Origin of the sequence: Roseivivax halotolerans, assembly GCF_900115815.1 — a bacterium.
Taxonomy (GTDB): Bacteria; Pseudomonadota; Alphaproteobacteria; order Rhodobacterales; family Rhodobacteraceae; genus Roseivivax; species Roseivivax halotolerans.
Genome location: NZ_FOXV01000005.1, coordinates 74,845 through 100,169, shown reverse-complemented (window position 1 = coordinate 100,169; position 25,325 = coordinate 74,845). Strand labels below are relative to the sequence as shown.

24 protein-coding genes are annotated in these 25,325 nt (G+C 64.6%); 12 read left to right on the top strand and 12 right to left on the bottom strand.

Going from position 1 to position 25,325, the window contains the following annotated elements:
• Positions 1 to 5: 5 nt before the first annotated feature.
• From BM171_RS08800 to BM171_RS08765, 8 genes are all read left to right on the top strand, one after another.
• The gene (locus BM171_RS08800; RefSeq protein WP_093010725.1) at positions 6 to 3,059 is read left to right on the top strand and encodes an efflux RND transporter permease subunit; all 3,054 of its coding nucleotides are present in this window, start codon (positions 6 to 8) and stop codon (positions 3,057 to 3,059) included.
• A gap of 131 nt (positions 3,060 to 3,190) precedes the next feature.
• Positions 3,191 to 3,898 (top strand): ABC transporter permease, encoded by a 708-nt coding sequence (locus BM171_RS08795; protein ID WP_093010723.1) that lies wholly within the window; start codon positions 3,191 to 3,193, stop codon positions 3,896 to 3,898.
• Positions 3,891 to 4,652, top strand: a complete 762-nt coding sequence (locus BM171_RS08790; protein ID WP_093010721.1) for an ATP-binding cassette domain-containing protein — start codon at positions 3,891 to 3,893, stop codon at positions 4,650 to 4,652. The genes BM171_RS08795 and BM171_RS08790 overlap by 8 nt, the downstream gene beginning before the upstream one ends.
• Positions 4,653 to 4,679: 27 nt before the next feature.
• A complete protein-coding gene (locus BM171_RS08785) occupies positions 4,680 to 5,498 on the top strand; it encodes an ABC transporter substrate-binding protein (protein ID WP_093010719.1) in 819 nt (272 codons plus the stop codon).
• A 78-nt stretch (positions 5,499 to 5,576) separates the two neighbouring features.
• Positions 5,577 to 6,026, top strand: a complete 450-nt coding sequence (gene paaI / locus BM171_RS08780) for a hydroxyphenylacetyl-CoA thioesterase PaaI (RefSeq protein ID WP_093010717.1) — start codon at positions 5,577 to 5,579, stop codon at positions 6,024 to 6,026.
• 154 nt (positions 6,027 to 6,180) lie between these two features.
• On the top strand, positions 6,181 to 7,593 hold the full coding sequence (locus BM171_RS08775; RefSeq protein ID WP_093010715.1) for a cytochrome ubiquinol oxidase subunit I: 1,413 nt from the start codon (positions 6,181 to 6,183) through the stop codon (positions 7,591 to 7,593).
• 12 nt (positions 7,594 to 7,605) lie between these two features.
• Positions 7,606 to 8,613, top strand: coding sequence for a cytochrome d ubiquinol oxidase subunit II (gene cydB, locus BM171_RS08770; RefSeq protein ID WP_093010713.1), 1,008 nt, complete (start codon positions 7,606 to 7,608; stop codon positions 8,611 to 8,613).
• A complete protein-coding gene (locus BM171_RS08765; protein ID WP_093010711.1) occupies positions 8,613 to 8,729 on the top strand; it encodes a DUF2474 family protein in 117 nt (38 codons plus the stop codon). The genes cydB and BM171_RS08765 overlap by 1 nt, the downstream gene beginning before the upstream one ends.
• A gap of 7 nt (positions 8,730 to 8,736) precedes the next feature.
• Here the strand turns inward: BM171_RS08765 and BM171_RS08760 are convergent, their stop codons facing one another.
• Positions 8,737 to 9,336, bottom strand: a complete 600-nt coding sequence (locus BM171_RS08760; protein ID WP_093010709.1) for a gamma-glutamyl kinase — start codon at positions 9,334 to 9,336, stop codon at positions 8,737 to 8,739.
• A 182-nt stretch (positions 9,337 to 9,518) separates the two neighbouring features.
• Between BM171_RS08760 and recA the strand changes: the two genes are divergently transcribed.
• From recA to BM171_RS08745, 3 genes are all read left to right on the top strand, one after another.
• Positions 9,519 to 10,583, top strand: coding sequence for a recombinase RecA (gene recA, locus BM171_RS08755; protein ID WP_093010707.1), 1,065 nt, complete (start codon positions 9,519 to 9,521; stop codon positions 10,581 to 10,583).
• 165 nt (positions 10,584 to 10,748) lie between these two features.
• A complete protein-coding gene (alaS, locus tag BM171_RS08750; RefSeq protein ID WP_093010705.1) occupies positions 10,749 to 13,403 on the top strand; it encodes an alanine--tRNA ligase in 2,655 nt (884 codons plus the stop codon).
• 1 nt (position 13,404) lies between these two features.
• Positions 13,405 to 13,710, top strand: coding sequence for a DUF1330 domain-containing protein (locus BM171_RS08745; protein ID WP_093010703.1), 306 nt, complete (start codon positions 13,405 to 13,407; stop codon positions 13,708 to 13,710).
• 4 nt (positions 13,711 to 13,714) lie between these two features.
• On the opposite strand, the gene BM171_RS08740 is transcribed toward BM171_RS08745, so the two are convergent.
• The 9 genes from BM171_RS08740 to BM171_RS08700 form a co-directional block, all read right to left on the bottom strand.
• Positions 13,715 to 14,035 (bottom strand): cupin domain-containing protein, encoded by a 321-nt coding sequence (locus BM171_RS08740; RefSeq protein ID WP_093010701.1) that lies wholly within the window; start codon positions 14,033 to 14,035, stop codon positions 13,715 to 13,717.
• Entirely contained in the window at positions 14,032 to 15,849 is a 1,818-nt protein-coding gene (gene typA / locus BM171_RS08735) for a translational GTPase TypA (RefSeq protein WP_093010699.1), read from the bottom strand. The genes BM171_RS08740 and typA overlap by 4 nt, the downstream gene beginning before the upstream one ends.
• A 137-nt stretch (positions 15,850 to 15,986) precedes the next feature.
• Complete coding sequence (locus tag BM171_RS08730) at positions 15,987 to 17,432, bottom strand: UdgX family uracil-DNA binding protein (RefSeq protein WP_093010697.1); 1,446 nt, start codon at positions 17,430 to 17,432, stop codon at positions 15,987 to 15,989.
• A complete protein-coding gene (locus tag BM171_RS08725; RefSeq protein ID WP_093010695.1) occupies positions 17,432 to 18,664 on the bottom strand; it encodes a putative DNA modification/repair radical SAM protein in 1,233 nt (410 codons plus the stop codon). Before BM171_RS08725 ends, BM171_RS08730 begins: the two co-directional genes overlap by 1 nt.
• A 63-nt stretch (positions 18,665 to 18,727) precedes the next feature.
• Positions 18,728 to 19,393: a DUF1045 domain-containing protein gene (locus tag BM171_RS08720; RefSeq protein WP_093010693.1), complete on the bottom strand. Its 666-nt coding sequence runs from the start codon at positions 19,391 to 19,393 to the stop codon at positions 18,728 to 18,730.
• Positions 19,394 to 19,478: 85 nt separating this feature from the next.
• The gene (locus BM171_RS08715) at positions 19,479 to 20,312 is read right to left on the bottom strand and encodes a metal ABC transporter permease (protein ID WP_093010691.1); all 834 of its coding nucleotides are present in this window, start codon (positions 20,310 to 20,312) and stop codon (positions 19,479 to 19,481) included.
• Entirely contained in the window at positions 20,309 to 21,172 is an 864-nt protein-coding gene (locus tag BM171_RS08710; RefSeq protein WP_217646684.1) for a metal ABC transporter permease, read from the bottom strand. The genes BM171_RS08715 and BM171_RS08710 overlap by 4 nt, the downstream gene beginning before the upstream one ends.
• Entirely contained in the window at positions 21,169 to 22,062 is an 894-nt protein-coding gene (locus BM171_RS08705; RefSeq protein ID WP_093010689.1) for a manganese/iron ABC transporter ATP-binding protein, read from the bottom strand. The genes BM171_RS08710 and BM171_RS08705 overlap by 4 nt, the downstream gene beginning before the upstream one ends.
• A gap of 55 nt (positions 22,063 to 22,117) precedes the next feature.
• The gene (locus tag BM171_RS08700) at positions 22,118 to 23,008 is read right to left on the bottom strand and encodes a metal ABC transporter substrate-binding protein (protein ID WP_093010687.1); all 891 of its coding nucleotides are present in this window, start codon (positions 23,006 to 23,008) and stop codon (positions 22,118 to 22,120) included.
• A gap of 130 nt (positions 23,009 to 23,138) precedes the next feature.
• Between BM171_RS08700 and BM171_RS08695 the strand changes: the two genes are divergently transcribed.
• A complete protein-coding gene (locus tag BM171_RS08695) occupies positions 23,139 to 23,564 on the top strand; it encodes a Fur family transcriptional regulator (RefSeq protein ID WP_093010685.1) in 426 nt (141 codons plus the stop codon).
• On the opposite strand, the gene BM171_RS08690 is transcribed toward BM171_RS08695, so the two are convergent.
• Both BM171_RS08690 and BM171_RS08685 read right to left on the bottom strand, forming a co-directional pair.
• Positions 23,561 to 24,886 carry an aspartate aminotransferase family protein gene (locus BM171_RS08690; protein WP_093010684.1) on the bottom strand — a complete coding sequence of 442 codons (1,326 nt, stop codon included), beginning with the start codon at positions 24,884 to 24,886 and terminating at the stop codon, positions 23,561 to 23,563. The two genes, BM171_RS08695 and BM171_RS08690, sit on opposite strands and share 4 nt — an antisense overlap.
• A 2-nt stretch (positions 24,887 to 24,888) precedes the next feature.
• A complete protein-coding gene (locus tag BM171_RS08685; protein ID WP_093010682.1) occupies positions 24,889 to 25,317 on the bottom strand; it encodes a universal stress protein in 429 nt (142 codons plus the stop codon).
• Positions 25,318 to 25,325 lie beyond the last annotated feature (8 nt).

The window sequence follows — 25,325 nt, the reverse complement described above, 5'->3', positions numbered from 1 at the left end:
GGTCCATGTCCATCGCTCGCGGAGCTATCGACCGCTCACTTCTGACATGGATGCTGATGATCGGCTGCATTCTGGGCGGCCTCTGGGGCTTTGCCACGATGGGCCGGCTCGAGGATCCGGCCTTCACGATCAAGTCGGCGGTGGTCTTCACGCAATATCCCGGCGCATCGGCCGATCAGGTCGCGACAGAGGTCAGCGAACCTCTGGAATCGGCCATCCAGCAGATGTCCGAGATCGACTACATCACCTCTTCCAACAAGCCGGGCACAAGCCGGATCACGGTGCAGATCCAGTCGACCTATGACGGCTCGGAATTGCCGCAGATCTGGGACAAGCTGCGAAAGGAGGTCTCTGACGCACAGAACCAGTTGCCCTCGGGCGCGGGTCCGAGTCAGGTCAACGACAGTTTCGGAGATGTCTACGGCATCTTCTACGCGGTGACCGCGCCCGGATTTTCCGATGCCGAGATACACGAGCTTGGCGAATATCTCAGGCGCGAGCTGCTGACGGTCGAGGGCGTTGCCGATGTCGCGCTGGCGGGGCTGCCCGAAGAGCGCATCTTCGTGGAGCCCGACAAGGCTCTCATCAAGAACCTGGGCATCTCTCCCGGCGCCATCGCGCAGGCCATCTCCAATTCGAACGCGGTGTCGGATGCCGGCTCGGTCAGCCAGTCGGGCCAGGAAATCCGTATCGACGCGCCAGAAGGCTCGGGCACGGTGGATGACATCCGAGGCCTCACGATCGGCGTTCAGGGCGAGGTGATCGAGATCACGGATTTCGCGCGCGTCTACCGCGAGCGCGTCGCAGATCCGTCGACGATCATTCGCTTCGATGGAGAGGAAGCTTTCACGCTTGGCGTCTCCGGCCGGCAGGGCGAGAACATCGTCGACGTGGGGCGCGCCGTCGATGCCCAGCTCGACGCGTTGCAGCCGGACATCCCTCTCGGCGTCGAGCTGCATCCGATCTACCAGCAGCATGTCGTGGTCGATGAGGCCTCGACGAGCTTCCTCATCAACCTTGCCATGTCCGTCGGCATCGTGGTGCTGGTGCTCGCGGTCTTCATGGGCTGGCGATCTGCCGTGGTGGTTGGATCGACATTGCTTCTGACCGTCGTCGGCACGCTCTTTTTCATGGCGCTCGGCGATCTGCAGATGCAACGGATCTCGCTCGGCGCGCTCATCATCGCGATGGGGATGCTGGTGGATAACGCCATCGTCGTCGCCGAGGGGATGCAAGGCGACATGGACCAGGGCAAATCTTCACGCGAGGCGGCGGAGGACGTCGCGGGCAAGACCCAGATCCCCCTTCTTGGCGCGACGGTGATCGGCATCATGGCCTTCGCGGGGATCGGCCTCTCGCCCGATGCGACGGGCGAGTTCCTCTTCTCGCTATTTGCCGTCATCGGCATCTCCCTTCTGTTGTCCTGGGTGCTCGCGATTACCGCGACGCCGCTTCTGGCGCATTACGTCTTCCGCCAGGGATCGGGTGAGGCAGGTGATCCTTATGGCGGGCCGGTGTTCCGGGCTTACGGCGCGGTCCTGCGCGGCGCGCTGCGCGTGCGCTGGCTCGTGATCGCGGCGCTGCTCGCCCTGACGGTGGTCTGCTATTGGGGCTTCGGCCAGGTGAAGCAGCAATTCTTCCCGGACAGCAACACGCCGATCTTCTACGTCCATTACAAGCTGCCCCAGGGTGCCAGCATCAATGCCACCGCCGAGGATATGGCGCTCGTGGAGGACTGGCTTTCGGAGCGCGACGAGATCGTCTCGGTGGCGACCTTCGTCGGCGGCGGCGCCACGCGCTTCATGCTCACCTACTCGCCCGAGGAAGCACTTCCGACCTACGGGCATCTGGTGATCCGCACCGAAACGCTGGAGGACATCCCGCCCCTTCGGGACGATCTGGAGCGCTTCGGGCGCACGCAGCTGCCAGAAGGCGAGTTTCGCACCGAACGTCTGGCCTTCGGGCCGGGCGGCGGTTCTCCGATCGCGGTGCGGTTTTCGGGCTCGGACGCCGATGTCCTTCGCGCGCTCGCCAAGGAAGCGGCCGACCGGATGCAGGCCGCGACGGACGACGTGCAGGATCTGCGGACCGATTGGCGCGAGCGCGAGCTTGTCCTCAAGCCCGATTATGCCGATGAGCGCGCGCAGACCGCGGGCGTCGCCCGCGAGGATCTGGCCAACGCGCTCTTGACCGCGACGGACGGTGCGCGCGCCGGGGTCTATCGCGAGAATGACCGGCTCATCCCGATCCTCGTTCGGATGCCCGGCGCGACCCAGCCGGGCGCAGCGCACCTGATCGACCAAGTCGTCTATTCCGATGCCGCGCAGGCGTTCATTCCCGTGGAGCAGATCATCAACGGGTTCGATTTCGGCATCGAGGACACCCTGATCCAGCGCCGTGACCGCGTATCGACGATCACCGTCGAAGCGGGCATTCCGGCAGACATGAACGCCTCTGCCGTGTTCAACACGCTCCGCGCCGATATCGAGGCGATGGAACTGCCGGACGGCTATACGATGGAATGGGGCGGCGAATACGAAAGCTCGACCGAAGCGCAGGAGAGCCTCGGAAAGCAGCTTCCCCTGTCGCTCATCATCATGGTGGTGATCTCGATCCTGCTCTTCGGGCGACTGCGCCAACCGCTGATCGTCTGGCTGCTCGTGCCTATGGCGGTGAACGGCGTGGCGATCGGCCTTCTTGGCACCGGGCTGCCGTTCAGCTTCACCGCGCTCCTGGGTCTGCTGTCGCTGTCGGGGATGCTGATCAAGAACGGCATCGTGCTGGTCGAGGAGATCGACCTCACCCGCGCCGAGGGCGTCGCCTTCAGGGACGCCATCGTGCGCGCCTCCACCTCGCGTCTGCGGCCCGTCGTGCTGGCAGCGGTGACGACGATCCTCGGGATGATCCCGCTGCTGTGGGATGCGTTCTTCGCGTCGATGGCCGTGACGATCATGGGAGGGCTCGGATTTGCGTCGATCCTGACGTTGATCGCGGCGCCGGTCTTCTATTCGCTCATGTTCCCGAAAGCCGATCGGGAAGCCCGCGAAGCCGCCGCCTGAGGGCGGCGGCGAGAGGCGCTGCCTCTCGCGCTCTCCGCGGTATTTGCCCCAACCCAAAGACAGGGCCGCTGCTTGACGGCAGGCCTCTTCGCACATAGCGTCGCTGCATAGATTCCGTGGGGCCGGAAATTATGCAGAACATGACAGAGGCAACGTGGCTCGCGCTGCAGCTCGTTCTGAGCGGAGATGCCGATCTTCTGGAGATCGTCGCGCTCTCGTTGCAGGTCAGCCTCAGCGCGACCTTTCTTGCCTGCCTGATCGGTCTGCCGCTGGGCGCGCTCGTCGCCATCAGCCGCTTTCCGGGACGGGGCGCGGTGCTCGTCGTGATGAATGCGCTGATGGGCCTGCCGCCGGTCGTCGTGGGGCTGATCGTCTACCTCCACCTGTCGCGCTCTGGTCCCTTGGGCTTTCTCGGCCTTCTCTACACCCCGACCGCGATGATCATCGCGCAGACGATCCTGATCGCTCCCATCGTCGCGGCTCTGTCACGCCAGGTGCTCGAGGACATGCATTCCGAATATGCCGAGCAGTTCCGCTCCCTGTGTCTCGGACGCTGGCAAGCGATGCAGGCGCTGATCTGGGATGCCCGCTACGCGCTGCTGACGGTGGGTCTTGCCGGGTTCGGCCGTGCGGTCGCCGAGGTCGGCGCAGTCATCATCGTCGGCGGCAATATCGACCACCTCACGCGCGTGATGACCACTGCCATCGCGCTCGAGACATCGAAGGGCGCATTGTCGCTCGCCCTGGCGCTCGGCATCGTGCTTCTGGTGATCGCGCTCGGCGTGAATGCCGCGGTTCAGGGCGTGCGGATGAGCGCCGCACGGCACGCCTATGTCTGACGCTGCCTTCCCTTTCGCCGTCCGGGCAAGTGCCCACGAGACCTCAAGCCGCGCACCGCTATTCCCGCTGCGCGCCGCCGATGTGCGGCTGACCCTTGGCGGGACGGCCGCGATCGACGGGCTGAACCTGACGCTCTCGGGCGACGGCATCACCACGGTGATCGGCCCGAACGGCGCCGGAAAAAGCCTCCTTCTCAAGATGTTGCATGGTTTGATCCGCCCCGATACGGGCGAGGTGACCTGGGGCGGCGCACCGGCGGAGAGCGTGACGCAGCGGCAGGCGCTCGTGTTCCAGACACCGGTCCTCCTCAGACGGTCCGTCGCGGCGAACCTCGATTTCGTGCTGAAGAACCGGGGCGGCGATCCGGCGCGGCGCGATGCGCTCCTGACCCATGTCGGCCTTGCCCACAAGGCGCGTCAGCCCGCGCGACGACTTTCCGGCGGCGAGGCGCAGCGCCTCGCCCTCGCCCGTGCGCTCGCGACCGACCCGGAGGTGCTGTTCCTCGACGAGCCGACCGCGAGCCTCGATCCCGCATCAACCCTCGCCATCGAGGAAATCGTCCGCGAGTCGCGCGATGCCGGCATGCGGATCGTCTTCGTGACGCACGATATCGGCCAGGCGCGGCGGCTGGCCGACGAGGTCGTGTTCCTCCACCAGGGGCGCGTTCTCGAACAGACACAAGCGGACGCGTTTTTCGACGGACCCGCAACCGACGCTGCGCGCGCTTTCATAAGCGGTCGCATCGTCGTCTGATTTTCAACCAGGAAAGGAAGCTCTCACATGTTCCAGCGCACTCTCTGTGTCTCCTTCGCGGCGATTGTCGCGGCCAGCGCCCTGCACGCGCAGGAGCAGTCGATAATCGTGCAATCCACGACATCGACGGCGAATTCGGGCCTTTACGATCACCTCCTGCCGATCTTCGAGGAAGAGACCGGCATCGAGGTCAACGTCGTGGCCGTCGGCACGGGCCAGGCCATCACCAATGCGGAGAATTGCGATGGCGATCTCCTGCTCGTGCACGCCAAGCCCGCCGAGGAAGCCTTCGTCGAAGCCGGCTACGGCACAAGCCGCACCGACCTGATGTACAACGATTTCGTCATCGTCGGCCCGGACGGCGATCAGGCCGGCGTGGGCGGCATGAGCGATGTCGAGGCGGCCCTGTCCCAGATCGCCGAGAGCGGAAGCCTGTTCGCCTCGCGCGGCGATGACAGCGGCACCCACAAGAAGGAATTGTCGCTCTGGGAGGCAAGCGGCGTCGATCCGTCCACCGGGTCGGGCGAATGGTACCGCGAAACGGGCTCCGGCATGGGCGCCACGTTGAATGCCGGGATCGGCATGGGCGCCTACGTGATGACCGACCGCGCGACCTGGATCAGCTTCGAGAACAAGCAGGATTACGAGATCGCGGTCGAGGGCGACGAGGATCTCTTCAATCAGTACGGCGTGATCCCCGTGAGCCCCGATCATTGCCCGAGCGTGAATGCCGAGGCCGCGCAGAGCTTTGCCGACTGGCTCCTGTCCGAAGAAGGCCAGACGGCGATCGGTGACTACGCCGTCAACGGGCAGCAGCTCTTTTTCCCGAACGCGCCGGAAAGCTGAGACGAACGGGCATTGAGGCCCGGACCCTAGCTCCTGTAGCCTTCCCTCGCCGGGTTTGACCGGCTTGGGGAGGCGATCATGCCGAACAGCGATGCAAATATTCTGGCATGGGCCTGCGCCGAGGCGATGTGGGCCGAGGATCACGCGAGCCGGGGCCTCGGCATGGAGCTTCTCGACGTCGCGCCGGGCCAAGCGAGGCTTGCGATGACGATCCGGCCCGAGATGGTGAACGGGCACGGGATCGCGCATGGCGGCTTTATCTTCACACTGGCCGACAGCGCCTTCGCCTTTGCCTGCAACACCTATGATGTCGTGACCGTCGCCCAATCGAACAGCATTACCTACCTCGCGCCCGGCAAGCTTGGCGACCGGCTGATCGCTAAGGCGCGCGAGATCGCCCGCCCAGGACGCTCGGGGCTCTACGACGTCACGGTTTCGCGCGAGGCGGACGGCACGCGTATCGCGGAATTCCGCGGCCAATCGCGCAGCACCGGAAAGCCGCTCCGTTCCGCATCCGGGCAAAGCTGACAGGCGCGCTTGAAACGCAAGATGCCGCATCTCAGAGGTCTTGGCACCACCTTGGATTGCAAGATGTCGCACCGCAAAGCTGGCGCACCGCGCTTTCCTTGACCGATCACCTGCCTAGTTCTGACCTATAAGTGCTACGAAACGGGAAGAACATATGCTCGAAAGCTTCAGCGCAGAGACTTTGGCGCGGATCCAGTTCGCCTTTACCGTCTCGTTTCACATCATCTTCCCGGCTTTCTCTATCGGCCTTGCGAGCTTTCTCGCCGTCCTGAACGGGCTTTGGCTCTGGAAGCGAAACCCGGTCTATATCAACCTCTTCAACTACTGGAAAAAGATCTTCGCGGTTGCCTTCGGCATGGGCGTCGTCTCGGGCATCGTGATGTCCTACCAGTTCGGCACCAACTGGTCGGTCTTCTCTGACCGGACCGGCCCGATCCTGGGCCCGCTCATGGCCTACGAGGTGCTGTCGGCTTTCTTTCTCGAGGCGGGTTTTCTCGGGATCATGCTCTTTGGACGCGAGAAGGTGGGCGAGAAGCTGCATTTCTTCGCAACGCTCATGGTCGCCTTCGGCACGTTGATGTCGGCCACCTGGATCCTCTCTGTGAATTCGTGGATGCAGACACCCGCCGGCTTCTCGATCGCCGAGAACGGGCAATTCGTGCCTGAAAGCTGGCTCGAGATCGTCTTCAATCCCTCCTTCCCCTACCGGCTGACGCACATGGTTCTCGCCGCCTACCTGACCACGGCTTTCGTCGTCGGCGGTACGGGCGCGCTGCATCTTCTGCGCGAGAAGACCGACCCCGAGGCGCGCAAGATGTTCTCGATGGCGATGTGGATGGCGGTCTGCGTGACCCCGATTCAGATCGTCGCGGGCGATTTCCACGGCCTGAACACGCTTGAGCACCAACCGCAGAAGGTCATGGCGATGGAAGGTCATTACGACAGCCATCCAGACGGCGCGCCGCTGATCCTCTTCGGGATCGTCAACGCGGAAGAGAAAAGGATCGACTACTCGATCGAGATCCCGCAGCTCTCCTCGCTCGTGCTGAAGCACGAATGGGGCGCGCCGATGGACGGGCTCGACACGATTCCAGACGATCAGGAGCCGCCGGTCGCGATCGTCTTCTATTCCTTCCGCGTCATGGTCGGCATCGGCTTCCTTATGCTCGGCGTCGGGCTCTGGAGCCTTCTCAGCCGGTACCGGGGCAAGCTCTACGATGACCGGGCTCTACAACGGGTGATGACGGTGATGGCGCCTTCGGGCTTTGTCGCGGTGCTGGCAGGCTGGATCACGACGGAAGTCGGACGTCAGCCCTACACCGTCTACGGCCTCATGCGGACCTCGGACAGCCTCTCGCCGGTCGAGGCCCCCGCGGTGGCCACATCGCTCATCGCGTTCATCGTGGTCTATTTCTTCGTCTTCGGGGCGGGCACGTTCTACCTGCTCCGCTTGATGAGCAAGGAGGTGAAGGACACCGCGCCAGAGATCGACGACGGTCCGATCCGGACCGCGGGCATCACCCCGGCCAACCAGCTCAAGCCCGATGCCTGGGTCCCGGGCGAGTAAAGGAGGCGGCACATGGAATTCTTCGATCTCGCCTTCATCTGGGCTGGCCTCATCGCCTTCGCGGTGCTCGTCTATGTGATTCTCGACGGCTTCGATCTGGGCATCGGGATCCTGTTCCCTCTCGCCAAGTCCGAGAAGGAACGGGACATCATGATGAACTCGGTCGCGCCCGTCTGGGACGGCAACGAGACCTGGCTGATCCTCGGCGGCGGCGGGCTATTCGCCGTCTTCCCGCTTGCCTATGCCGTCGTGATGCCGGCCCTCTACATGCCGATCACCTTGATGCTGCTTGCCCTCGTCTTTCGCGGCGTGGCCTTCGAGTACCGCTGGAAGACCAAGCGCTGGAAAGGCTTCTGGTCGGCCGCTTTCTTCGGCGGATCGCTCGTCGCGACCTTCTGCCAGGGGATCGCGCTTGGCGCGCTGGTCCAAGGGATCGAGATCGAGCAGCGCTCCTATGCGGGGGGCTGGTTCGATTGGCTGACCTTGTTCTCGCTCTTTTGCGGCGCGGCGCTGGTCGTCGGTTACGCGCTGTTGGGCGCGACATGGATCAACATGAAGACCGAAGGTCCGCTACAGGAGCGCAATCGCAAGCTCGCAGGGCCGCTCGGTGTCGCGACGCTTGCCCTGATCGGCGTCGTCTCGACGCTGACCCCGTTTCAGGACCCGGTCTATTACGAGCGCTGGTTCACCCTGCCGGCAGCGTTCTGGAGCTATCTCGTCCCGGTCTTCCTGATCCTCATAAGTTACTTCCTGTTCTCGGGCTTGGCCAAGAACAAGGATTATCAGCCCTTCTTCATGGCCAACGCGCTCTTCATCGTATGCTTTATCGGTATCGGGATCAGCTTCTACCCCCATATCGTGCCGCCCTCCTTGACGATCGACGCGGCCGCCGCGCCGGATTCGAGCCTCCTGTTCGCCTTGATTGGCGCGGGACTCCTGATCCCGATCATCCTGATCTACACCGCCTATGCCTATTGGGTGTTCCGCGGAAAAATCGACGAGAATGCAGGGTATCATTGATGGCTCACGACCCGCGCCCGACCAAGGTCAAGCTTGCCTGGTTCGTCGTGATCTGGGCGGCTTCGATCACCACGCTCGGCATCGTGGCCTGGCTCATCCGGCTGGTCGCGGTCTAGACGAGGCTCATTCCGAGCCGATCCCTTCCCAGAGCGCAAACTCGGCAGCACATTTGCGGCGGAGCTTTGCCTCGATCTCTGGGCTGAGAGTCAGATCGCGGCGGGGCGAGACGTTCTCTCGCGGCAGGTCGATCTCGACGCCGAGCCGCTCCTCCAGGAAGGACACGATCCGCCCCTGATCCTCGTAGCGGAAGAAATGCGTAACCTCCGTGCCGTTCGGCCGGGGTTCGACGAATTTCGACTGGTCGCCGATATTGGCGAAAGGCGGACGATCGCCCCGGCAATAGGCGTCGACGAAGGCGTCGAAGGACAGATCCTTCGTGGAGACCCGCTTGCCGTCGAGAAACGGCCGCTGGCGATACCTGTACCATGAGCCGAGCCAGGAAATCGGCTCGCGGATGACGGCCATCACATCCATCTCCTCGGCGCCCATTTTCTCGAACATCGGGCGGAAGAAGCGGTTGAAACGATAGACCGGCGCGTGCTTCAGCTCCGGCGGGTCATTCACCACCATACCCGCATGCGGCGCGAGTGCCTTGGCGTAAGCCGATGTGCCCGTCTTCGGCACCGCCAGCATCACCAGCCGCGCCTTCCAGAATACCAGCATGCCCGCCCCTCTCTGCCTCGCGCTTCGTAACTACTTGTTTACGCTCCTCGCGCAAAGATCGCTTGGTTGATTTCTCTTGAAATGTTCCCCTTTTGCCCTCATACATCACGAGAACAAGAGGTGAACGACGCAGTCATTGCCGCGTGCTTTGCGGTATGGAATAAGGACGGAAAGGCAAGCAGATGGCAGACCTACTCTCCATGGACAGCAAGCGTACGGCAGACAAGCAGAAGGCGTTGGATTCGGCTCTGGCGCAGATCGAACGGCAGTTCGGCAAGGGCTCCATCATGAAGATGGGCGGCGACAACGCGATGCGGGATATCGAGGCGACCTCGACCGGCTCGCTCGGGCTCGACATCGCGCTCGGGATCGGCGGGCTGCCGATGGGCCGCATCGTTGAGATTTACGGCCCCGAATCCTCGGGCAAGACGACGCTCACGCTGCATTGCGTGGCCGAGCAGCAGAAAAAGGGCGGCGTCTGCGCCTTCGTCGACGCCGAACACGCGCTCGACCCCCAATATGCCAAGAAACTGGGCGTCGACCTGGACGAGCTTCTGATCTCCCAGCCCGACACCGGCGAGCAGGCGCTCGAGATCACCGACACGCTGGTGCGGTCGGGCGCGGTGAACATGGTCGTGGTCGATTCGGTCGCGGCGCTGACGCCCAAGGCCGAGCTCGAAGGCGACATGGGCGATTCAAGCGTCGGTGTGCAGGCCCGCCTGATGTCGCAGGCGATGCGTAAGCTCACCGGCTCGATCAGCCGCTCCAACTGCATGGTCGTCTTCATCAACCAGATCCGGATGAAGATCGGCGTCATGTTCGGCTCGCCCGAGACGACGACAGGCGGCAATGCGCTGAAGTTCTACTCTTCCGTCCGGCTCGACATCCGCCGCATCGGCGCGGTCAAGGATCGCGACGAGGTCGTCGGCAACGCCACCCGCGTGAAGGTCGTGAAGAACAAGGTCGCCCCGCCTTTCAAGCAGGTCGAGTTCGACATCATGTATGGCGAGGGCATCTCCAAGACCGGAGAGCTGATCGACCTCGGCGTCAAAGCCGGCGTGGTGGAGAAATCGGGCGCCTGGTATTCCTACGGGGATGAGCGCATCGGTCAGGGCCGCGAGAACGCCAAGACCTTCCTCAAGGAGAACACCGCCGTCGCGCTCGAGATCGAGGACAAGATCCGCGCGGCGCACGGGCTCGAATTCGACATGGGCCAAGAAGAACAGGACGACGTGGTCGAGGGCTAAGCCCCGGCGCGCAGCTTCCACGCCCTGATAAACCCGTCATCGCCCCGGCCCGAGTGGCCGGGGCGTTCGCATTTGCGCCCTGCCCCTTCTGCCGCCCGTGGACACCCGGCGCGCCCGGCGCTACACCTCCGCTCGATCAGATCCACGGACAGACAAGAGCCGAGAATGCCCAGCCTCAACGACATCCGCTCCACCTTCCTCGGCTATTTCGAGAAGCAGGGACACGAGGTCGTGCCCTCCTCCCCGCTCGTGCCTCGGAACGACCCCACGCTCATGTTCGCAAATTCCGGCATGGTGCAGTTCAAGAACCTCTTCACCGGGCTCGAACACCGCGACTATACCCGCGCCACCACCTCGCAGAAATGCGTGCGCGCCGGCGGCAAGCACAACGATCTCGACAATGTGGGCTACACCGCCCGGCACCACACCTTCTTCGAGATGCTCGGTAATTTCTCCTTCGGCGACTATTTCAAGCCAGAGGCGATCCCCTTCGCCTACGAGCTCATCACCCGCGAATTCGGCATCGATCCGACCCGGCTTCTGGCGACCGTCTATCACACCGATGACGACGCCGCCGCGATCTGGAAGAAGGTCGGCATCCCCGAAGACCGGATCATCCGCATCGCGACCTCGGACAATTTCTGGCAGATGGGCTCCACCGGCCCCTGCGGGCCCTGCACCGAGATCTTCTACGATCATGGCGATCACATCTGGGGCGGCCCGCCGGGATCGCCCGAAGAGGATGGCGACCGATTCATCGAGATCTGGAACATCGTCTTCATGCAGAACGAGCTCTTCGAGGATGGCTCGATGCGCGAGCTCGACATGCAGTCGATCGACACCGGCATGGGGCTCGAGCGGATCGGCGCGCTCTTGCAGGGCAAACACGACAATTACGACACCGACCTGATGCGGAGCCTGATCGTGGCATCCGCCGAGGCCACATCGACCGATCCCGATGGGCCCGGCAATGTGCATCACAGGGTGATCGCGGACCATTTGCGCTCCACCTCCTTCCTGATCGCGGACGGCGTCATGCCGTCGAATGATGGGCGGGGCTATGTCCTGCGGCGGATCATGCGCCGCGCGATGCGCCACGCGCATCTTCTGGGCGCGAAGGATCCGCTGATGCACCGGCTCGTGCCCGCGCTCGTGCGCCAGATGGGCGCGGCCTATCCCGAGCTTCCCCGCGCGCAGGCGCTGATCGAGGAGACGCTCAAGCTCGAGGAGACGCGGTTCCAGCAGACGCTGGATCGCGGTCTCAAGCTGCTCGACGACGAGCTCGGCAAGCTGCCCGAAGGCGCGGAGTTGCCCGGCGAGGCGGCGTTCAAGCTCTACGACACCTACGGCTTTCCGCTCGACCTCACGCAGGATGCGCTTCGCGAAAAGGATCGCACGGTCGATACCGAAGGCTTCGACGCGGCAATGGCCGAGCAGAAGGCCAAGGCGCGCGCCGCATGGTCGGGCTCGGGGGAAGCCGCCGATGCTGCGATCTGGTACGATCTGGCCGACACGCATGGGGCGACCGACTTCCTCGGCTACGACACCGAAACCGCCGAAGCGATCGTGCTCGACATCGTCGAGGATGGTGCCGCGACCGGATCCGCCGCGAAGGGCGCGACGGTACAATTCGTGCTCAACCAGACCCCCTTCTACGCGGAGGCTGGCGGCCAAGTTGGCGATACCGGCGAGATCGCGACCGATCAGGGCCGCGCGAAGATCACCGACACGCGCAAAGTGGCGGGCGTCTTCATACATTTCGGCGAGGTGACGGACGGCACGATCACGAAGGGCGAGGCCGCGCGGCTCGAGGTCGACCATGACCGCCGCCGCAAGATCCGCGCCAACCACTCCGCCACGCACCTTCTCAACGAGGCGCTGCGGCGGACACTCGGCGATCACGTCGCGCAGCGGGGCTCGCTCAATGCACCCGACCGCCTGCGCTTCGACTTCAGCCACGCCAAGGGTCTGTCGCTGACCGAGATCGAGACCATCGAACGCGAGGTCAACCACTACATCCGCCAAAACGCGGCGGTCGAGACCCGGATCATGACGCCGGACGATGCCCGCGCGATGGGCGCACAGGCGCTCTTCGGCGAGAAATACGGTGACGAAGTGCGCGTCGTCTCGATGGGCCAGCAGCCGGGCTCCGGCAAAGGTACGGACGGGACGACCTATTCCATCGAGCTGTGCGGCGGCACTCATGTGACCCGTACCGGCGAGATCGGGCTTTTCGTGACGCTTGGCGACAGTGCATCCTCCTCCGGTGTGCGCCGTATCGAGGCGCTGACGGGCCAGGCGGCGCTCGACTATCTGCGCGGCCAGGATCACCTCGTCGCGAACCTCGCGCTCGATCTGAAGACGTCTCCCGCCGACCTGCCCGGACGCGTCCGCGCGCTGATGGATGAGCGCCGCGCGCTGCAGAACGAGGTCGCGCAGCTCAAGCGCGAGATCGCGATGGGCGGTGGCGATGCCGGCGGCGCGGAGCCCAAGGATATCGGAGGCACACCCTTCCTCGCGCAGACGCTCACCGGCGTCTCGGGCAAGGATTTGCGCCCGCTTCTCGATGAGCACAAACGCCGTATCGGCTCTGGTGTGATCCTTCTGGTCGCCGAGGCGGACGGCAAGGCCGCCGTCGCGGCGGGGGTCACCGACGATCTGACGGACAAGGTCTCTGCGGTCGATATCGTGAAAGCCGCGGTCGAGGCGCTCGGCGGCAAGGGCGGCGGTGGCCGCCCGGACATGGCGCAAGGCGGCGCAGCCTCGGCCGAGAACGCGGAAGAAGCCATCAAGGCGGCGGAAGCCGTGATCGGAGGATAACATGCCCGCACTTTGGATCGCCCACGTCCATGTCACCGACGCGGACGCCTATGGCGAGTATGCCAAGCTCGCCGGGCCGGCGATTGCCGCGCATGGCGGCGAATTCGTCGCCCGCGGCGGCCGCTATGTCGTGCTTGAAGGAAACAAGACCGCGACCGGAAACGAGCGCGAGCGCCACGTCGTCGCGCGCTTCCCGTCGGTCGAGGATGCGGAGGCCTGCTACCGCTCAGACGCTTACCAGGAGGCCCTGAGCCATGCGACCGGCGCGTCGGAGCGGGATCTTCTGATCGTCGAGACGACCGAGTAACGGTCTATTCGAGGTCCGTCTGGATCCATTCGGGCGCAAGATGGAGGTCTTGCGCCTCGTACGGAACCTCGAGCACCTCGAACTTGTGCGGCACTTCAGCGGGCCCCCGGATGACGTCGCCGGGGCCGCCTTCGATCACCTCGTCCCCGACGAAGAACCGCGCCCGGCCCCGCCGGATCACGAAAAGCTCGTCATAGGGGTGCCAGTGCAGCTTCGGCCCGCTGCCCACTGTGTCGGATGTCACGAAAAGCACCGTCACGCCGACGCCGAGATCGGCGCCGGTGACATGGCCCTTCAGGCCCGGAGAGCGCTTCAGCTCGCTCACGAGGCTTTGGACATCCGCTTGCGCTCATGCGGATCAAGATAGCGCTTACGCAGACGGATCGCGTTCGGTGTGACCTCGACGAGTTCGTCGTCGTTGATATAGGCGATGGCCTCTTCCAGCGACATGATCGTCGGCGGTGTCAGGCGCACAGCGTCATCCGTGCCGGAGGCGCGCACGTTGGTCAGCTTCTTGCCCTTGAGCGGATTGACCTCAAGGTCGTTCTCGCGGCTGTGCTCGCCGATGATCATGCCCTCGTAGACTTTCGCCTGGGGGCCTATGAACATCCGGCCGCGCTCTTCGAGATTCCAGAGCGCGAAGGCGACGGATTCGCCCGATTCCATCGAGATCAGCACGCCTGCGCGCCGCCCCTCGATCTTGCCCTTGTAGGGGGCCCAGCCGTGGAAGACGCGATTCATCACGCCGGTGCCGCGGGTATCCGTCAGGAACTCGCCCTGGTAGCCGATGAGGCCCCGCGCCGGAACGTGCGCGATGATACGCGTCTTGCCGGTGCCAGCGGGTTTCATCTCGACGAGCTCACCCTTCCGCACGCCGGTCAGCTTCTCGATCACGGCGCCGGAATAATCGTCATCGACATCGATGGTGACTTCCTCGATCGGCTCCTCGCGGCCGGTCTCGCCGTCGCGCATGATGACCTGCGGGCGCGCGATGGACAGCTCGAAGCCCTCGCGGCGCATGTTCTCGATCAGAACGCCCATCTGCAACTCGCCCCGGCCCGAGACCTCGAAGGCATCGCCGCTCGGCGTCTCGGCGATCTTGATGGCGATGTTGGACTCGCCCTCCTTCATCAGCCGGTCTCGGATCACGCGCGACTGAACCTTCTTGCCGTCACGGCCCGCAAGCGGGCTGTCGTTGATCCCGAACGTTACGGTGATCGTCGGCGGGTCGATCGGCTGGGCGTCGAGCGGCTCCTCGACGGCGAGCGCGCAGATCGTGTCCGCGACGGTCGCCTTCTGCATCCCTGCGAGCGTGACGATGTCACCCGCGCGCGCTTCCTCGATGTCCTGATAGGCGAGACCCCGAAAGGCCTGGATGCGGCTGACGCGGAATTGTTCGATCTTCTGACCGATGCGGCTGAGCGCCTGCACCGTCGCGCCGACCTTGAGCTTGCCGGACTCGACCCGGCCCGTGAGGATGCGGCCGAGGAACGGGTCAGAGGAGAGCGTTGTTGCGAGCATTCGGAAGTCTTCGTCTTCGCGCTTCACCTGCTTCGGCGCGGGCACGTGATCGACGATCAGCTTGAAGAGCGCCGAGAGATCCTTGCGCGGGCCGTCAAGCTCGTGATCGGCCCAGCCGGAGCGGCCAGAGGCGTACATATGCGGAAAGTCGAGCTGATCCTCGTCCGCGCCGAGATTGGCGAAAAGATCGAAGCATTCGTCGAGCGCGCGGTCGGGCTCGGCATCCGGTTTGTCGACCTTGTTCAGAACAACGATGGGGCGCAGGCCAAGCGCGAGCGCTTTCGAGGTCACGAACTTCGTCTGGGGCATCGGCCCCTCAGCGGCGTCCACGAGCAGAACGACACCGTCCACCATCGACAGGATACGCTCCACCTCGCCGCCGAAATCGGCGTGGCCCGGCGTGTCGACGATGTTGATCCGCGTGCTCTTCCACTCGACCGAGGTCGCCTTGGCGAGAATGGTGATCCCCCGCTCGCGTTCGAGGTCGTTGGAATCCATCGCCCGCTCGGCCACCTGCTGGTTTTCGCGGAACGCGCCCGATTGCTTCAGCAATTCGTCCACCAGCGTCGTTTTGCCGTGGTCCACGTGAGCGATGATTGCGACGTTGCGCAGGTCCATGAGGGAATCTTTCTCGATGTCTTGGGTCGCGGGCGGGGTATCGCCGGAACGGCGAAAAGGCCAGCCCTAAACGGGGTGAGAGGCTTTTGGGCACATCCGGGCGCGGTTTGCCGCCTCCAGAGATAGAACCAAACGCGCTACCGCCCCGCCTCGGAGAGCGACCGGGCGAGCGCAAGGTCGGACACCAGCTCCGCCTCGGCGCGCGCCTGCGCCGCCTTGTCCTGAAGGCGCAGGATATAGGACGGATGCCAAGTCAGGAGCATCTCGGTCCCATCCTCGAGCAGCTCAGCCCGCCCGCGCCGGCGCGCAATGTGCTTGCCCGAGCCCGTCAGCGCCTCCGCCGCCGTTGCCCCCATCGCGAGGATGACGCGGGGCTTCACCAATTCGCGCTCGAGATCGAGCCACCAACGGCACGCTTCCACCTCGCCGGCATCGGGGCGCTGGTGAATTCGGCGACGGCCGCGCGCCAAAAACTTGAAGTGTTTCACGGCGTTGGTCACGAAAGCCGCGCTCCGTTCAACGCCCGCCAAGGCAGCGGCGCGGTCGAAGACCTGCCCTGCCGGCCCGACGAAGGGGCGCCCCTTGAGATCCTCGTGGTCGCCCGGCTGCTCTCCGACAATCATCAGCGCGGCCTCTTTCGGCCCCTCGCCCGGTACGACCTGCGTCGCATGGCGGCAGAGATCGCAGCGCGTGCAACCCTGCAGATCTGCGGCCAGCGCCGCGACCGGCCCATCCGCGCCGGGTTTCGCAAGCACCCGCGCGGCGTGATCGCGCAAGGCCAGCGCGCGGCGGTCCGGCACCATCGCGGGCTGTGCTTCGGCCATTGCGCGCACCCGCGCCTCCGCCCCGTCGATGAGCGAGGGAATCAGTTCTGCCTCGGGCAGGTTCTTCCAGTACTTCCGCGGCATCTCGGCGCACATCGCCTTCACCATGACCCGCGCGGGATTGAAGATGGAGGCGTAATAGGTCCGCCAAAGCTCCTCGGTCGCGTCTTCAGGCGGACGTTCGGGCGCCTTCGTCTCCTCGAAACGAAGCGTGCCGTCCGTGAACCGTGCCGTCAGATCCGGGGTGGCGATGACCCAATCCATGTCGCCGAAGCGTTTGGCGAAGAACGGCGCGCCGCGCTCGAGGCAGGGGTGATCGTGCTCGAACCATGCCGCGAAGGCGCGTCGCTCGCCTTCGCCCTCGACCTCGCGGAACCGCACGAAAGCATGCATCTTGTGGATGTCGCGGCCGACGGCCTTGGCTTGTTCCAGTAGCGTGCGAACATCGCGATCCGCGCGGTCGCCCCACATCACCTCGCGGGCCGAAAGCCGCAGGATCAGCCGGTAGGCGCGCGCGAAACGTTCGGGATCGGAATGGCAGAGCGCGGTCTCGATGGTCTGGATCGCGGCTTTCGGCAAGGACAGGCGGCGAGCCTCGCGCGGCGCAGCCACCGGCCTGGCCCCGGCGAACAGATCCTGCGCGCCCTCCCCGCGCGACCAGAGCACCGCCTCTGCGGGCACGCCGTCCTGCGCGAGCGCACGCGCCTCGCGCCGCCAGGCGGCCACCGTGCCCACGCGCGGCAGCACCACCTCCCGCATCAGAAGAGTGCCATCTGCTCGGGTGGCGGCGCGAACCTCGCCCGCAGATGTTCGGTTTCGAGCATACCGCGCGGGCTCCACCCGCCTGCCACGATGAAGGGCTGCGCGTTCTTCATGACCGCGCCCATCGCCTTGAGATGTTCATAGCGCACCAGCCCACGCCGACGCGCCGCGAGAAGCCGGCCTACAGTCTTCGTCCCGAAGCCTGGCACGCGCAGCAATGCCTCGCGCGGCGCGCGGTTCACATCGACCGGAAAGAACTCCCGATGCTCCAGCGCCCAGGCCGTCTTGGGATCGACATCGAGATCGAGCATGCCGCTCGTGCCGCCAATCTCCTCGACCCCGAAATCGTAGAAGCGCAAAAGCCAGTCGGCCTGATAAAGCCGATGCTCACGCTTGAGAGGCGCGGGCTTCAACGGCAGCGCGCGCGCGGGGTCCGGGATCGGCGAGAAGGCCGAGTAATAGACGCGGCTCAGCCCGTAGCTCGCATACAGATCGGAGCTTTGCGTGAGAATCGTCCGGTCATTGGCCGTATCCGCCCCGACGATCACCTGCGTCGATTGCCCGGCAGGCGCAAACCGCGCGGGCCGTTTGCCTCGCCAGCTTTTGCCGGTGCGGCTCTCCTCTCGCCTCAGGCGAACATCGGCCATCGACTTGCGGATACCCACCGCGTTCTTTTCTGGCGCCAGTTCTTTCAGCGACGTCTCCGTCGGCATCTCGATATTGATCGACAACCGGTCGGCATATTTGCCCGCCTCGTCGATCAGCTCCTGGCTCGCGTCGGGAATGGTCTTGAGGTGAATGTAGCCGCGAAAGCCTTCCTCTTGCCGCAGCTTCCTGGCGATCCGCACCATGTCGGCCATCGTATCGTCCGGTGAGCGGATGATGCCCGAGGACAGGAACAACCCTTCGATATAGTTGCGGCGATAGAACTCCACCGTCAGGTGCACGACCTCCTCGACCGAGAAACGCGCCCGCTCCACCCGGCTCGAGGCGCGGTTGATGCAATAGGCGCAATCGTAAATGCAGAAGTTCGTCATCAGGATCTTCAGAAGGCTGATGCAGCGGCCATCCGGCGCATAAGCGTGGCAGATGCCCGAGCCCCCCGAAGAGCCAAGCCCCTTGCCGTCGCGGGAATCCCGCCGCTCCCCGCCCGACGAGGCGCAGGAGGCATCGTATTTCGCCGCATCCGACAGGATCGCGAGCTTTTCAGAGAGAGTTCGCTTGGCCATATGTTCTTATATTGTTCCTGCCCAGCCCCTGGCAAGAACAGCCTGCTCACGAGAGCGATAGCGTCAGCAGGCTTTGGACATCCGTGCCCGAGAAAGCGTGAAGCTTTCGATCGCATGAAACCGCCCGAGGGCATCCTCGCCCATCAGCGTCACGTCCTGCATCACCATCGGCCGGTCGAGAACCGGGGCGAAAAAGGACCGGGCCTGTGCCTCGACATCCTCGGGCACCCGCGCATCGCTGAGCGTCAGATGCGGATGGAATTCCGACAGCACATAGGGATACCCCCAGGTTTTCAGGTTCTCTTCCTGCACCGCCGTCAGGCCCCGGCCACGCCGCCGCGCCAATTCCACCTCATCGGGCGGCGCGCGGAAGGCATCGAGCTCCCGCACGAGCCGTCCCGCGATCTCCGAAATGCCGGAGGTGTCGCTTGGCGCCATGACCCAGATCTTGCCCATCTGCCGCAGCTCCAATCGGCCGAGCAACTGCGGCTCTGCACCGGCGGCGATGTCGGCCAGCGCCTGCGACAACGCCGCCTCGCTGCGCCCTTCGGCAAGCGTGAAGGGGGGCTTAAGCGTTGCGTGAAAACCGTAGCGCCGCGCTTTCGGCGCTTCGATCTCGGGCGTGGCGATCCTGCGGGAATTGTGGATGTCCCAGCCCAGCCACGACGCCCCCAGTTCGCCCAGGTGCCCCTCGGGTGCCCAATATACCGCGTAGCGTGTCCAGCTCATCGCGCATCCCCCTGCATTAACCACTCGCGAGTCGCGCCGACGTTAACACCATTCGGGCGAAACGCGTCACGCCTCTCCTTGAGCCTTACGCCGCACCGGTTATCCGCCGTGTGGCGATTTGGCGATAGACGAACGCAAGAATGAAGAAGACCGTCAGGATCAGAACGACCGTGGGCGCAGGCGCGCTATCAAGAAAGAAGCTCGCATAAGCGCCCGCGAGCATTGAGAAAACGTTGACGATGACGGCCACGGCCAGCATGACCCGGAAGGTCCGCACCAGAAGGAACGCGATGGCGCCCGGTGCGATCAAAAGGCCGATCGCAAGAATGAGCCCCGCCGCCGAGAGCGTTGCAACAATGGTCAAGGACAAGGCAGCCAAAAGCCCGTAATGCAGAAAATCGACCGGCAGGCCCGAGGCGCGCGCCTGCGCCGGATCGAAGGCGTGCAGGACGAGATCCTTCCAGCGCAAGAGAAGCGCGGCCGAGACGATTGCCGAGATGATCGCAGCGGTCCAGAGCTCCGAGGGCTCCACCCCGAGCATGTTGCCGAACAGGATGTGATCGAGATGCATGTTCGTGTCGACAGCGACGTACAGCACGATCCCGAGCCCGAACATGCCCGAGAAGACCACGCCCATCACCGTGTCTTCCTTCACCCGGCTGTTCCCCGAGAGATACCCGGTCGCCAGCGCGCAGATCATGCCCGCGACGAAGGCACCGAGGATGAGCGGCAAGCCGATCATGTAGGCCAGCACGATGCCCGGCAGGATAGCGTGGCTGACCGCATCGCCCATCAGTGCCCAGCCCTTGAGCACGAGGAAACAGGACAGAAGGGCCGTCGGCACTGCAACGAGCGCCCCGATCAGGAACGCGTTCTGCATGAATGGAAATTGCAAAGGCAGCAGAAGCTCGTCGATCATGCCTCCACCTCCCGCAGGGCCGCGCGCGCCTTCGCCCGCGCCGCGAGCCGGCCATGTTTCGGCGCGAAGACGAACGCGGTCAGGAAGATGAGCGTCTGCAGGACGACGATGATGCCGCCCGTCGCGCCGTCGAGGAAATAACTGGCATAGGCCCCGAGAAAGCTTGTCACCGTGCCGATCGCGACCGAGGTCGCGATGAGCCGCGGAAAGCGGTCGCAGAGTAGGTAAGCGGTGGCCCCCGGCGTGACCACGAGCGCGATGACGAGGAACGCACCGACCGTCTGCATCGCCGCGACGACCGATGCGGCGAGAAGCGCGAAGAACACGACCTTGAGCGCGCGGGTCGGCAGCCCGATCGTCCGGGCATGCGTCTCGTCGAAGAAGGTCACGAGCAGGTCTTTCCACTTGGCCAGAAGGATCGCCAGCGTGACGATCCCGATAAGCGCCAACTGCACCGTGTCCGACGGCGTGATGGCGAGGATATTGCCCATCGTGATGGTCTGCACCGAAACCGAGACCGGGTTGATCGACACCATGAAGAGGCCGAGCCCGAAAAAGGAGGTGAAGATCAGCCCGATGATGACATCGACCTTGAGGCCCGAGCGATCCGAGAGAAACAGCATCGCGCTTGCCGCAAGACCGCCTGCGATGAATGCGCCGAGCGCAAAAGGAAGCCCCAGCATGTAAGCCCCGGTAACTCCCGGCACGACCGAATGGGACAGCGCGTCGCCGATCAGCGACCAGCCTTTCAGCATCAGGAAGGAGGACAGGAAAGCGCAGACCGCGCCAACGAGCGCCGAGACCCACATCGCGTTGGTCATGTACCCGTAGGAAAACGGCTCGGCGAGGGTCGCGATCATTCTCGCGGCTCCGCCGTGTGCGTGCGCTCGCCGTATTGCACGAGCGGACGTTCGTCGTCGGTGAAGATGCTGACGCTGCGCGCGTCCTCGTCGTCATGCAGCGTATCGCCGCCGAGTGTGAAGTGGCGCAACACACCGCCGAACGCGGCCTCGAGGTTCTCGTGCGTGAAGACATCCTCGGTCAGCCCGTAGGCGAGGACCGTGCCCTTCACCAAGACAGTGCGGTCGCAGAATTCCGGGACAGAGCCGAGATTGTGCGTCGAGACCAGCATCACCCGGCCCTCGTCCCGAAGATCCCGCAGGAGCGCGACGATCTGCTCCTCGGTCTTCACATCGACCCCGGTGAACGGCTCGTCGAGGAGGATCACCTGGCCTTCCTGTGCCAGCGCACGCGCCAGGAAGACACGTTTGCGCTGGCCGCCAGACAGCTCCCCGATCTGGCGATGGCGCAGGTCTGTCAGGTTCACGCGAGCAAGCGCGTCGTCCACCGCCTGTCGGTCGGCAGCACGCGGGCGGCGCAGGAAGCCCATATGCCCGTAGCGGCCCATCATCACGACATCCTCGACGAGGACCGGAAAGCTCCAATCCACCTCTTCTGCCTGCGGGACATATGCGACGAGGTTGCGTTTCAAAGCCTCGCGCACATTCCGGCCCAGCACGCTGATCTCGCCTGCCGAGGCAGGCACGAAGCCCATGATCGCCTTGAAGAGCGTAGATTTGCCCGCACCGTTCACGCCGACAAGCGCCGCGATGGTGCCGCGCGGGATGTCGAAGCTCGCATCGCGGAGCGCGGTATGGCCGTTCCGATAGGTGACGGTCGCACCCGACACGCGCAGCCCCTCTTCTGGCTGCGCGGCGGTCGTCGTTTCGATCTCGGTCGCGTCTCGCATCAAAGCTCGCCTTTCCGGCATCGATCTAGATTGCCAGAGCGCTCCGGCGACTGCCTCATTCCGATGCCCCGGTCAGCCCGTCCACGATCGTGCGCGACGTCACTTCCAGAAGGTCGAGATAGGTCGGCACGGGACCGTCCGCCTCGGAGAGCGAGTCCACGTAGAGGACGCCCCCGAACTCCGCGCCCGTCTCGCGCGCCACCTGCTCCGCAGGCCGTGTGCTGACGGTGCTCTCGCAAAAGACGACCGGAATATCGTTCTCTCGGACACCGTCGATCACGGCCCGGACCTGCTGCGGCGTGCCGACCTGGTCGGCGTTCATCGGCCAGAGATAAAGCTCCCGCAGGCCGAAATCCCGTGCGAGGTAGCTGAACGCGCCCTCGCAGGTGACGAGCCAGCGGTCGTCCTCCGGCAGATCGGCAAGCGCGTCGCGCAAGGGCCCTATCCGGTCCCGCAGCTCCGCCTTGTATGCGTCGGCGTTGGCGGCATAGTCCTCGGCGTTGTCTGGATCCTGCTCCGACAGCGCGTCGCGGATGTTGTCGATATAGACCATCGCGTTTTCGAGCCCCATCCAGGCATGCGGATTGGACTGACCCTCATACGATCCGCTGGCAATCGGAATGGGGTCGATGCCTTCGGACAAGGTCACGGACGGCACATCGCCGAGATTGCGTAGGAATTGCTCGAACCAGAGCTCGAGGTTGAGGCCGTTCCACAGCAAAAGATCCGCATCGGAGGCCCGCACGATATCCTGCGGCGTCGGCTCGTAGCCGTGGATTTCCGCACCGGGCTTCGTGACCGACACGACCTCCGCCGCATCGCCCGCGACGTTCCGGGCCATGTCCGCCAGCACCGTGAACGTCGTCGCCACCTTGAGCCGCTCCTGTGCGGCAGCCGCTTGGGCAAGCCCCAGAGCGAGAGCGGATAAGAGCAGCGTCCTACGCATGTTGCACCTTTCAGAAATCCAAAAATCCGATTGCCTCTCAGTTGATGCAAATGGTTCGCAAAGTCAAATTAATTGCGAACCGTTCGCATAAAATCTTGAGCCGGATCGCAGCTTGGGTCATGGTCCGGGCATGGCAGGTGATTTCTACAGCAGTGAGGGCGACGCGGTCCTCCGCGAAGCCGGGCTCCGGGTGACGCGCCAGCGGCAAGCCATCGTGCGCGTGCTCTTCGAGGCCGAAGATCACCCGGATGCCGAGCAGGTTCTCGTCCGAGCGCGCGACAAGGACGCAAGCGTGAGCCAGGCGACCGCCTACCGCACCCTCGGCGCGCTGGCCGACAAGGGGCTTTTGCATCGCCACATGTTCGACGGCGGCGTGACCCGGTTCGAGCTTGCCACGCGGCCGCACCACGATCATCTGATCGACGTGGAAAGCGGCGAAGTCATGGAGTTCGTCTCGGACGAGATCGAGTGCCTGCAACGCCGGATCGCGGCGGAATATGGCTACGACATCGTCGCGCACCGGCTGGAGCTTTATTGCAAGAAGCGGCGCTCCTAGGCGGCGAGCGCCGCGTCGATCGCGCGCGACAGCTTGTCGGTCAACTCGCCGATCTGGTCTTCTGAGATGATAAAAGGCGGGGCGAGCAGAATGTGATCGCCATGCTTGCCGTCGATCGTGCCGCCCGCGGGATAGCAGATCAGCCCTTCGGCGAGCGCGGCTTTCTTGACCTTGGCGTGAAGCTTCAGCTCAGGGTCGAAGGGCGCTTTCGTACCGCGATCCGCGACAAGCTCGATCCCCCGAAAGAGGCCCCGCCCCCTGATGTCGCCGACATGCGGGTGCTGGCCGAAGGTGGCTTGCAACCGATCCGTCAACGCCTCGCCCCGCTGCCTGACCTGAGGCAAGAGCTCCCGCCCAAGGATCGCGGAAAGAACTGCGTGCCCGGCCGCCGCCGCCAGCGGGTGCCCATGATAGGTATGCCCATGCTGAAAGCTGCCCGAGCCGCCCTCGATGGCACCGAAGATCCGGCCCGAGCAAAGCATTGCACCGATGGGCATGTAACCGGCCCCGAGTCCCTTCGCGACGGTCACGATATCGGGCGAGATCCCGTCCTGTTCGCAGGCAAAGAGCGTGCCCGTGCGCCCCATCCCGCACATGACCTCGTCGAGGATCAGCAGGATGCCGTGGCGGTCGCAGATCTCGCGGATGCGCTTGAAATAGCCCCGCACGGCGGGCACCGCGCCCGCCGTCGCACCCACGACTGGCTCCGCGATGAAGGCCATGACCGTCTCCGGGCCGAGCCGCGCGATCTCGTCCTCAAGCTCGTTGGCGGCGCGCAAGCCATAGTCCTCGGCGCTCTCGCCGTCCTCGCGCAAACGGTATTCGTAGCAAGGCGCGATATGCGAGGTCTCGACCAAAAGCGGCGCGTATTTCTCGCGCCTCCAGGCATTGCCGCCTGCTGCCAGCGCGCCAAGCGTATTGCCGTGATAGCTTTGCCTTCGCGCGATCACGCGGTGACGCTCTGGCTCTCCCGTTTCCAGAAAATACTGGCGCGCAAGCTTGATCGCGGCTTCGACCGCCTCTGACCCGCCGGACAGAAGGTAGACCTTTTCGACCCCCTCGGGCGCGTTGGCGATCAGCAGATCGGCAAGTCCCTCGGCCGCCTCGGAGGTGAAGAAGCCGGTATGCGCGAAGGCGATCCGGTCGAGTTGGTCATGGATCGCCGCACGCACATCCGGGTCGGAATGTCCAAGGCAGGACACGGCCGCGCCGCCCGATCCGTCGAGATAGCTCCGTCCCTCGGCATCCCGGATGTAGCACCCTTCGCCCGAGACAGCCGTCGGCATCGCCGCGGAAGACCGCCCGAAGACATGACCGGCCATGCTCAGCTTCCCCTGACCACGTAGACCGACCGTTTCGCGTGCCGCACGACCCGGGCGGTGTTCGGCCCGAGAAGGTAATCGGCGACATCCGGCGTCTGCGCGGCCATGACGATATCGCTCACGTCGAGCCGCTCGGAGGCGCGCAGGATCTCGTCGTAGACCCGACCATGCGTGACATGCGGATGCACCTCGATCTCGGGCGGGATGTTCGTGTTCACCCACAGCGTGAGTTTCTCGCCGACCTCGTGCAGGGCGCGCTTTTCGAACTCGGCGTCGAAGAAGCCGCCGACCACGGACATACCGAAATCGGGGATCACCGTCAGGACATGCAGAACCATGTCCGGCCCGCCCAGATGCAGCGCGGCTGGCAAGGCGCGGGCCCAACTGGCTTCGGTGGATAGGTCGATGGGCAGAAGAACGGATTGGGACATGGGCGCGC